Consider the following 10,735-nt stretch of genomic DNA (forward strand, 5'->3'; position numbering starts at 1 on the left):
TTGTTATAACATGGTTTCAACCAAAACTGAATTGGTAATATTTAACACATCTATTTTGGTAATTCCAATTAGCGCGTTATTGGTAATAATAAAAATGTTAAATTGGTTAATAATTATTTGACATATTGTTCCACTATTGGTTACATTATCTCCATCAAAACAGAATACGAGATAACACATGATCAAACTAAATAAGATTAGCCACGCATTTCTCGCTAACAGTGGAACTAACGTTCTCGCCAAAAGTATTTGTGCAACCGCTGTTTTATCTATTTTTGCTTTTCCTGCCACTTCTCAAGAGTCCCCTAATACCTCAACTGCTGATGAAGACATGGAAGTTATCCAGGTCAAAGGCATTCGTAAAACAATGCAAGATTCAATTAGTATTAAAAAATTGTCTACCAGTATAGTTGATGGTATGTCGGCTGATGACATTGGTGATTTACCTGCCTTATCTATTGGTGAGGCATTAGAAAACCTTACAGGTGCATCTTCACACCGAGAGCAAGGTGGTGCCACAGAAATTTCTATCCGTGGTTTAGGGCCTTTTTTAGGTAGCACAGTCTTTAATGGTCGTGAAGCAGCTAACGGTAGTGGTGACCGCTCAGTTAACTTTTCTCAATTTCCGTCCGAATTATTTAATAAAATTGAAATATATAAAACTCAAGAAGCGAGTTTAATTGAAGGTGGGGTGTCAGGGCAGATCTCATTGTCCACTTTAAAGCCGTTAGATTATGGTAAACGTCGTTTTCAAGTGCAAGCCAAAGGTAGTTGGAGCCCTGCTGAAAATGATATTGATAACAGTGCTCGTAATATTGGCTCTCGTCTGACCGCTAGTTATGTTGATCAATTTGAAACTGAAAATTTTGGTGAAATAGGTTTCTCAATTGGTGGTCAAAAAAGACTATCAACCAATCCAGAACAAGAAGCTCGCTCAACTAGTGGGTTTGCCGATTGTCGTATTGACCCAAATACCCCTGCCTATGGGATTTATAGTAGCTCAGGTGACGATTGCGATGATGATGATTCTAATGCAAACCCAAATGGTGATGGTGGAGTAAACTACAATATTGATCCGGCAACAGGTTTGCCAATCGATAATGCTGTGCCTTATGTTTTTTCGCCTAGTTCATACTCATATCGTCAAAATACGACTGATGATGACAGAGAGTCTATTTTTGGTGCAATTCAATGGCGTCCAAATGAAAAATTTGAACTCAACGTCGATGCTGAATATTCAAATCGAGATTTTACCGAAATTCGTAATGATTTAGTGTTTGCCAACAGTAAAAGACTGGATGACCCAACTGTAGTTCGTGATGGTCAGTTTCCTGTTGATTTAGTTGTTACAGACACTGGATCATTAGTTTCTGGTACAAATTATCAACGCATTGAAACGTTAAGTACCTATATAGAACGTTTAGAAGAGTATAAAGGTGGCGGTGTTTCTTTTGAATACAATATAAACGACTTATTAACTATCACTGGTGATTTGTCAGTATCTAAAACTGAACGTCGTGAAAATTTGTACCACACTCGCTTACAATCTGAACCTACCGACATTTTAGGTAACCCAGTGGAGGGAGCCTCTGACAGTGGATATATTAATACTGCGATTGAGATTGGTCAAAATGGTTCTTTGATCCCTATTATGCAAGTTAGAAATTTTGATGTAACAAACCCTAATAACTTTGCAGACGCTGCGCGTACTCGAGTAGATTTAAACCAATTTCGCAATAATACAATTTCAGCTTTTAGAACAGATTTCCAATATTTAGTTGATAGTGACTTTATTAGTCAAATTAAAGGTGGCGTGCGTTTTTCTAGTTTGGAATTTGACAGTGCCCCACGTTCTCGTGATGAATTTACTAATAACGATGATGATGTCATGTATGAAGCTATTGCTAGATGCCAGAACGATAGTTTTCCTGAAAGCGGGTTTTTATCGAGTGTAACAGGTGGTCAGCCACTGATTACCAACGTAGATTCTGACGGTAATGTGATTGAGCAAGGGACAGGTAATGCTTTTGCCTCTTTCGACCCACTTTGTTTGGCCTCTGCTGTTATTGGTGATACTCCAGTTTATCCAGAAGCTGAACAAACCTTGGCTAATGTTGATGTTGAAGAAAAAACCAAGGCCGTTTATATCCAAGCTGACTTCGACACTCTTATAGGTGATTATGGAGTTAGAGGTAATTTTGGACTGAGGTATGTTAATACAGATGTATCTTCTATTGGCTTACGCTCACCATTAGTCGCAACCTATGCTGATTCTGATGGCGATGGAATTGATGACATTGTTACATCAATAGATGGTGTTCCGGGTGAATTCTTTGAAGTTGCAGGTGGCAGCAATTATACCGAGTTATTACCTAGTGTTAATGTAGTGGTTGATTTAACTGATGAGGTGTTATTGAGAGGTGCGGTATACCGAGCACTTTCAAGACCTTCTCCTTCGGATATGGGATTTGGCCGCACATTTAATGGCTTGTCTGATGATAGTGGTGATCCTGAATCATTAACTGCAGCTATTGGTACTGCAACAGCCAATGGTAATCCAAATATTCAACCTTTCACTTCTTGGAATGGTGATGTAGCAATTGAGTGGTATCCAAATGAGGATACTATTTTAGCTTTTGGTGTTTATTACAAGAGTTTCGAAGGGGGATTTGAGAACACTTCTGTAACTGAAACTTTCAATGTAGAAGGAGAGGATTTAGAAACAATAGTTACCACGCAGCAAACCACTGAAGACACCACTAGTATATATGGTGTCGAAATGACGGCTACTCATGCGTTTAATTACCTACCTGGTTTTCTAAGTAATTTTGGTGTGAAGTTAAGTTACAACTGGGCCGACTCAGACTTTGAAGTGGAAGACGGTAACTTTGGATCATCAACTATTATCGACCCGGATACGGGAAGTGAAGTTGGACGAGTGGGTATTGTGCCTCCCGCTGAAATATTCGGTTTTTCAGATACGGTTATCTCTAGTCAATTCTATTATCAGGAAGGCGACTTTAATGCTCAATTGATTTACAAATACAGAAGTGAATATTTTCAGCAGTATGTTTCTACCCCTCAGAATTTGAGATATGTAGGAGATACGGGTGTATATGAAGCTCGTGTCAGTTATAAGCTGAATAAAAATCTAAAAGTTTCTCTTGAAGCGATTAACTTGTTTGATGAACCAAAAAGGCAATTTAATCCAACACCTGATAACTTTTCTGAAATCAATGTATATGGACCTCGCATATACGCAGGGTTCCAATACAAGCTTTGATAATACCTGGGCGAAATATCAAGTGATATTTAGTCCTCTTTATTGATAGCTAAACAGAGCTCTCTATAACCGCACTTGTAGAGAGCTTTTTATTTTTAGTATTACAGTCATTTTTAAGAAGAGCGAAAATATGCAACTTACTTCATATGCAAAATACCTAACATTATCCAGTTTTCTTATAATGATATTGTTAGCCGGATGTTCTTTCTCTAGCTCTACTTCAGCTGCTAAAGAGTTTTTAGTTAACAACCCGAAAGAATATACAAATGTTTTAAAAAATATTAAAGCAGGTGACAGTGTCATATTGGCTAATGGTACTTGGCAAAATTTTGAAATTGTCTTTAAGGGTAAGGGAGCAAAAAATGCACCAATTACATTACGTGCCGAAACCCCTGGTAAAGTTATCTTATCTGGCCAATCAAACTTGCGTTTAGCGGGAGAATATTTGATTGTTTCTGGTTTAGTATTTAAAAATGGCTATACACCTACAGGTGAAGTGATCTCATTTCGACGTAACAAAGATGACTTGGCTTATCACAGCCGTGTGACTGAAGTCGTTATCGATAACTACAGTAATCCTGAAAAGTTTGAACAAGACAAATGGGTTGTGATGTACGGAAAACATAACCGTTTTGATCATAGTAACTTAGTGGGTAAGCGTAATGGCGGCGTGACTATGGCTGTACGTTTGAATACTGAAGAAAGTCAACAAAATTACCACAGAATTGATCATAACTATTTTGGCCCACGCCCAATATTGGGGTCGAATGGTGGTGAAACATTACGTATCGGCACAAGCCATTATTCATTAACCGACTCTTTTACTACTATTGAAAACAATTATTTTGATCGTTGTAATGGTGAAGTTGAAATTATCTCTAATAAATCGGGAAAAAATAACATTCTGAATAATGTGTTTTTTGAATCTAGAGGCACACTGACGTTACGTCATGGTAATGGCAATGTAGTAGAGGGTAATGTGTTTTTTGGGAATGGCGTTGACCACACAGGCGGTATTCGTGTCATTAATCGCGATCAAATTGTACGTAACAATTATATGGAAGGTTTAACTGGTTACCGTTTCGGTAGCGGCTTTACTGTGATGAATGGTGTGCCAAACTCTACTATTAATCGTTACCATCAAGTTGATAATGCTTTGATTGAAAACAATAGTTTGATTAATGTTGATCACTTTCATTTAGCCGCTGGTAGTGATGTTGAGCGCTCTGCAGCACCTATTAACTCAAGAATAATCAACAACCTTATAGTGAATAATAAAAACACCGATGGTATTACTATTTTTGATGACATTAGTGGTATTCAGTTTTCAGGTAATGTATTACCTACTGGCACTAAGCCCAGCATCAAAAGTGGTTTTAGTGTTGAACCTGTTGAGTTAAAGCGCGCCGCTAATGGCTTGTTATATCCAACCTCTGAAGCGTTAGCTAATAAAGGTGCGACAAAAAATATTCAACCAATTAGTAAAGACCAAGCAGGTGTGAGTTGGTATGCCAAGTCAGAACCTGAAGTGGAATTTGATTCAGGTAAAACTACTCAGGTACCAAGTGCAGAAGGTGCGTTCTTTGAGGCAATAAACAATGCTCAATCTGGTGATGTATTGATACTTGCAGATGGCAATTATGATATTAGTAAAGTGGTTAAATTAACAAAAACCATCACTATTAAAGCCATGAATAAAGGTCAAACAACTCTTTATCCGCAACGTTCTACTTTATTTGATATTGCTGACTTTGGTAATTTAAAACTAGTCAATTTAATCATTGATGCAAAACAAACCCCTGATTCTGCGGGTAATACTCTAATTAGAACTTCTCGCTTACCTATGCAACGTAACTATCGTTTAGAGTTAACGGGTAATGAAATTAAAAACTTAAATGTTAACCACTCATTTCATATGTTTGATGCAGGGTTTAGAAGTTTTGCGGATCACATTAATTTTACCGGCAATACCTTTACTGATGTAACAGGCGATATTCTTAGATTGAATAAAGAGACCGATGACCTTGGTATATATAATGCTGAGTATGTGCGTTTGACTGGTAATGTGTTCAATAACATTGAGGGGGCTGTAGTTAAAGTTTATCGTGGTGGAACAGACGAAAGTACCTTTGGACCTCACGTTATTATGCATAAAAATAGACTAAATAATGTAGGTAAAGGTAAACGTAATAAAAGCCATGCAGCAGTTAACTTACATGGCACACAAGTTACTAATTTATCAGAGAATCAATTTTTTGATTCTGCACCAATTAAAATTGAGCACACAGTGGGTGAACCTATCACCGAAATCACTGACAATGATTTTTCTAAAACTCCAGCACCTGAAATTTTAGAGTTAACAGTGTCAGGCCCACATACTGCTAAATTGAAAAATAATCGTATCTTGTAACTATGATTTATATGATTTTCTAAACACAACCTATAAAAAAGGTCGAAGGTGTGAATAGCCACATTTAGTCCTTAAATAAAAAATTTTTGATCTAGCAATAATGCTAGGTAAACAAGAGTATAAAAATATGAAAATGAAAAATTTACGTTGGTGGGTTATTGCATTAATCGCACTAGCCACAGTGATTAACTATATTGATCGTTCAGCACTTAGTGTGCTGTGGCCAGACATTGTTGAAGAGTTGTTTCCAGATGAGTCGGCATTAGAACGTAAACAAATATATGCAAATATCTCAATGGTTTTCATATTATCTTACGCTTTTGGTCAGGCTATATTTGGCAAAATATTTGACTGGGTAGGCACTCGTATGGGATTTGTGCTGTCTATTGGTGTTTGGTCTTTGGCTACTGCCGCGCACGCATTTGCACAGGGGCTACTTACTTTCAGTATTTTCCGTGCGGTATTAGGTGTAGCAGAGGCAGGTAACTGGCCTGGTGCAGCTAAGAGTAATGCGGATTGGTTTCCAACCAAAGAGCGTGCTTTAGCTCAAGGTATTTTTAACTCAGGGGCAGCCATTGGCGGTATTATTGCCATTCCATTAATTGCTTATATGACAGTTTTTTTTAGCTGGCAAATGGTCTTTGTGGTTATCGGTTTAGTTGGCTTGTTATGGTTAATCCCATGGATTATCTTGGTTAAAGCCCCACCTAAATCTCACCCTTGGATCACTGAAGAAGAACGTGAATATATTTTAACCGGTCAGAAAAGTACTGACCTTAATGTGACCTGCGAAGAAGATGAATATAATCCATCGACAGCTGAATTACTTTCTCGTAAAGAAAGTTGGGGTGTCATTATTGCTTCTGCTGCGATTGATCCTATCTGGTGGTTATTTGTTTTTTGGATCCCTATTTACCTAAATGAAGTTTACGCAATGGATGTTCAATCTATTGGTATCTACGGTTGGGTGCCATATGTTGGTGCTATGGTTGGAGCGTGGTTTGGTGGTCTTCTTGCACAAAACCGTTTAAAGGCTGGGTGGACTGTAAATAAAACGCGTAAGTTAACTATTACCTTGGGTTGTTTGATTATGTTACCGGCATTACTCGCAATGGCTAACCCTGGCGGACCCACAACTGCTGTAATAATAATGGCAGTGATTTTATTTGGTTTCCAAACAACTATTGGTAATGTGCAAACTCTACCTAGTGATTTACTCGGTAAAAAGACTGTGGGGACACTTTCTGGTTTTTCTGGGATGGCAGCTAAACTCGGTGCCCTAGGTTTGACTGCTCTAGTGCCAATTCTAACTGCCGACGGTAACTATACTCCAGCATTTGTTATTGGTGCCTCTTTAGCTGTTACCGCTATGCTTTCTGTTTGGATCCTGATTCCAAAAGTAGAGCCATTAAAAAGTAAAAAGTAATAACTAGCTGTTATTTAACTTAATGTTTATATACGGGCGGTGACGCCCGTATTAAAAAATACAGGTTTTGTATCAAGTATGAAAAAAATAGTCTTATTTGGCGAATGTATGCTTGAGCTTAGGCAAGGTGATGCAGGTGCTATGCGTCACTCATTTGCTGGTGATGCGTTTAATACTGCGGTATACCTCAAGCGATTGTTTGCTGACATGGATGTAAGTTTCATGACGGCTATCGGTGAAGACAGTATTAGCCAACAAATGCTAGATGCTTGTAAGGCCGAAGGTCTAAATAATCAATTTGTATTTGCTGACAGTCAACATGCACCAGGGATTTATCTAGTTCAAACAGATGAGTATGGTGAACGTTCTTTTGTCTACTGGCGTGAAAATTCAGCCGCTAGACAAGTCATGCGGTCAGTAAAACAGCAAGTAATAAATGAGCTCTTTAAAACAGATATGTTCTTTTTCTCTGGCATAAGTTTAGCCGTGCTTATGCCGGAGCAAAGACCTTTATTTTGGGATATGCTGAAACAACTAAAACAAGCTGGGGTAAAGATAGTTTTTGACCCCAATTATCGAGCTAGGTTGTGGCGATGTGAAGATGAAGCTAAGGTCGAATTTGAACAAGCGTTTGTTTTATCTGATGTATTATTACCGGGTATTGAAGACTTTACACATTTATATCGATTAACAACAGTTAAGCAAATTGTCGAGTTTTGTAAACCTTACCAAATAGACGAAATGATCATCAAAAATGGCTCTAAATCTTTATATATTTTACAAGATGGTAATATAGATGAAGTAACTATTAAACCAGTAGAAAATGTGGTCGATACAACTTCCGCAGGTGATTCATTTAATGGTGTTTATTTAGGCGCTAGGTTAGCTGGACATGAAGCTAAGTTTGCAGTCGAGTTAGCGTCGGCAGCCGCTTCTTGCGTTATACAACACTCTGGAGCAATTGCACCTAGGCAAGTTTTTAAAGATTTTATGCAGTATGCTTTTGCAGATTTTTAGGTAACTGCTTGAAAATTAATCAAACTAACATTTAGTTGACACAAAAACCTTGCAAGCCAAGCATCGATCGCTATAATGCCTGCCTCTTGAAGATTGCTTGATGATTAAGCCTTCAAATAAAATGCCGGTGTGATGGAATTGGTAGACATGACGGATTCAAAATCCGTTGCAGCAATGCGTGGCGGTTCGAGTCCGCCCACCGGTACCACTTTATTTGAAGTGGAAAGTCAACTTAGGTTGGCTTTTTTTATGTCTGGTGTTTGGGAAGAGCGATAAACGAAGTGTAGTCATATACACATCCTTGATGATCGGCACCCAATCTCATCATGCTTGGATGAAAAGCTAGGCGCGTGAATCACGGCAAAAGAATCTAGCTTTCCTACTAATCATATCCAGCCACATTATTATTCTTACTATAACGGCAGATAGAAAAAGCATCAGATATTTATTCACATCTCTTTAACTATAAAGGTCATGCTTGCCAAATATTAAGTGGAGATATTCCAACTGATAACGGAACTAGTGTTTATACAGAGTTAATGTAAAGGAGTCGCCCTATTCTGACTTAAAGAGGGTGGGAAAGCATATTATTTGCTATATGGCTGCCCTCATATGGAAGTGAAATAGCGAAACGGATATTTTATCAACTAAAAAAGGCTCACAAGGGCCTTTTTGCTCATTTAATAACCGAACAAACAAAAAGATCAAAAAAGGGGTTGCAAGGTGGGAGGTTATCTCTATAATGCGCCTCTCGCTTCGGGGAGGTCAGTTAAAACGACTCACCGAGACAGGATTTATTTAGTATAAGTTTTGTCATTGTGATGCTCTAAGAGTGTTGTGGTTAGCGGGGTGCAGCGAGTTGGTTAGTTTGAAATAAATTAAAATAACTTGTTGACATCGAATAGGAAGCGCGTATTATACGCCTCCCGCTTAAGAGGGTCTTCGGACAGTATCTAAAGCGAGACTTCTTCGGAAGTGGCTACTGAGGTAGCAATGTTCTTTAACAATTAATAACAAGACAATCTGTGTGGACACTCACGAAGTGAGCGTTCACCAAAAAAAATTCATATTTTCAAAAATATTTAATTGAAGAGTTTGATCATGGCTCAGATTGAACGCTGGCGGCAGGCCTAACACATGCAAGTCGAACGGAAACATGTCTAGCTTGCTAGATGATGTCGAGTGGCGGACGGGTGAGTAATACTTAGGAATATGCCTTTGTGTGGGGGATAACTATTGGAAACGATAGCTAATACCGCATAATGTCTACGGACCAAAGGGGGCTTCGGCTCCCGCGCAAAGAGTAGCCTAAGCGAGATTAGCTAGTTGGTGTGGTAAAGGCTCACCAAGGCGACGATCTCTAGCTGTTCTGAGAGGAAGATCAGCCACACTGGAACTGAGACACGGTCCAGACTCCTACGGGAGGCAGCAGTGGGGAATATTGCACAATGGGGGAAACCCTGATGCAGCCATGCCGCGTGTGTGAAGAAGGCCTTCGGGTTGTAAAGCACTTTCAGTTGTGAGGAAAGGTTTGCGGTTAATACCCGTAAGCTGTGACGTTAGCAACAGAAGAAGGACCGGCTAACTCCGTGCCAGCAGCCGCGGTAATACGGAGGGTCCGAGCGTTAATCGGAATTACTGGGCGTAAAGCGCACGCAGGCGGTTTGTTAAGCTAGATGTGAAAGCCCCGGGCTCAACCTGGGAATAGCATTTAGAACTGGCAGACTAGAGTCTTGGAGAGGGGAGTGGAATTCCAGGTGTAGCGGTGAAATGCGTAGATATCTGGAGGAACATCAGTGGCGAAGGCGACTCCCTGGCCAAAGACTGACGCTCATGTGCGAAAGTGTGGGTAGCGAACAGGATTAGATACCCTGGTAGTCCACACCGTAAACGCTGTCTACTAGCTGTTTGTGGATTTAATCCGTGAGTAGCGTAGCTAACGCGATAAGTAGACCGCCTGGGGAGTACGGCCGCAAGGTTAAAACTCAAATGAATTGACGGGGGCCCGCACAAGCGGTGGAGCATGTGGTTTAATTCGATGCAACGCGAAGAACCTTACCTACTCTTGACATACAGAGAATTTAGCAGAGATGCTTTAGTGCCTTCGGGAACTCTGATACAGGTGCTGCATGGCTGTCGTCAGCTCGTGTCGTGAGATGTTGGGTTAAGTCCCGCAACGAGCGCAACCCTTGTCCTTAGTTGCCAGCCTTAAGTTGGGCACTCTAAGGAGACTGCCGGTGACAAACCGGAGGAAGGTGGGGACGACGTCAAGTCATCATGGCCCTTACGAGTAGGGCTACACACGTGCTACAATGGCGAGTACAGAGGGAAGCGAACCTGCGAGGGTAAGCGGATCCCTTAAAGCTCGTCGTAGTCCGGATTGGAGTCTGCAACTCGACTCCATGAAGTCGGAATCGCTAGTAATCGCAAATCAGAATGTTGCGGTGAATACGTTCCCGGGCCTTGTACACACCGCCCGTCACACCATGGGAGTGGGTTGCAAAAGAAGTAGCTAGTCTAACCTTCGGGAGGACGGTTACCACTTTGTGATTCATGACTGGGGTGAAGTCGTAACAAGGTAACCCTAGGGGAACCTGGG

The 10,735-nt window shown here is 40.1% G+C and carries 4 protein-coding genes, 1 tRNA gene and 1 rRNA gene (1 of these 6 cut by a window edge); all 6 read left to right on the forward strand.

Going from position 1 to position 10,735, the window contains the following annotated elements; all coding sequences use genetic code 11:
* Positions 1–178 precede the first annotated feature (178 nt).
* Positions 179–3,283 (forward strand): TonB-dependent receptor, encoded by a 3,105-nt coding sequence (locus GQR87_RS02975; protein ID WP_158966413.1) that lies wholly within the window; start codon positions 179–181, stop codon positions 3,281–3,283.
* 130 nt (positions 3,284–3,413) lie between these two features.
* The gene (locus GQR87_RS02980; RefSeq protein ID WP_158966415.1) at positions 3,414–5,693 is read left to right on the forward strand and encodes a polysaccharide lyase 6 family protein; all 2,280 of its coding nucleotides are present in this window, start codon (positions 3,414–3,416) and stop codon (positions 5,691–5,693) included.
* Positions 5,694–5,820: 127 nt separating this feature from the next.
* The gene (locus GQR87_RS02985) at positions 5,821–7,119 is read left to right on the forward strand and encodes an MFS transporter (RefSeq protein ID WP_158966417.1); all 1,299 of its coding nucleotides are present in this window, start codon (positions 5,821–5,823) and stop codon (positions 7,117–7,119) included.
* Between the two features lie 78 nt (positions 7,120–7,197).
* Positions 7,198–8,136 (forward strand): sugar kinase, encoded by a 939-nt coding sequence (locus GQR87_RS02990; RefSeq protein WP_158966419.1) that lies wholly within the window; start codon positions 7,198–7,200, stop codon positions 8,134–8,136.
* 123 nt (positions 8,137–8,259) lie between these two features.
* A tRNA-Leu gene (locus GQR87_RS02995) sits at positions 8,260–8,344 on the forward strand.
* A gap of 875 nt (positions 8,345–9,219) precedes the next feature.
* Positions 9,220–10,735 (forward strand): 16S ribosomal RNA (locus GQR87_RS03000); it runs 17 nt beyond the window's last position.

Source organism: Paraglaciecola sp. L3A3, assembly GCF_009796765.1.
Lineage (GTDB): Bacteria > Pseudomonadota > Gammaproteobacteria > Enterobacterales > Alteromonadaceae > Paraglaciecola.

What these genes read in the sequence shown, in the direction of transcription:
- GQR87_RS02975 (WP_158966413.1), top strand. Translation starts at nt 179, where the DNA reads ATGATCAAACTAAATAAGATTAGCCACGCATTTCTCGCTAACAGTGGA.
- GQR87_RS02980 (WP_158966415.1), top strand. Translation starts at nt 3,414, where the DNA reads ATGCAACTTACTTCATATGCAAAATACCTAACATTATCCAGTTTTCTT.
- GQR87_RS02985 (WP_158966417.1), top strand. Translation starts at nt 5,821, where the DNA reads ATGAAAATGAAAAATTTACGTTGGTGGGTTATTGCATTAATCGCACTA.
- GQR87_RS02990 (WP_158966419.1), top strand. Translation starts at nt 7,198, where the DNA reads ATGAAAAAAATAGTCTTATTTGGCGAATGTATGCTTGAGCTTAGGCAA.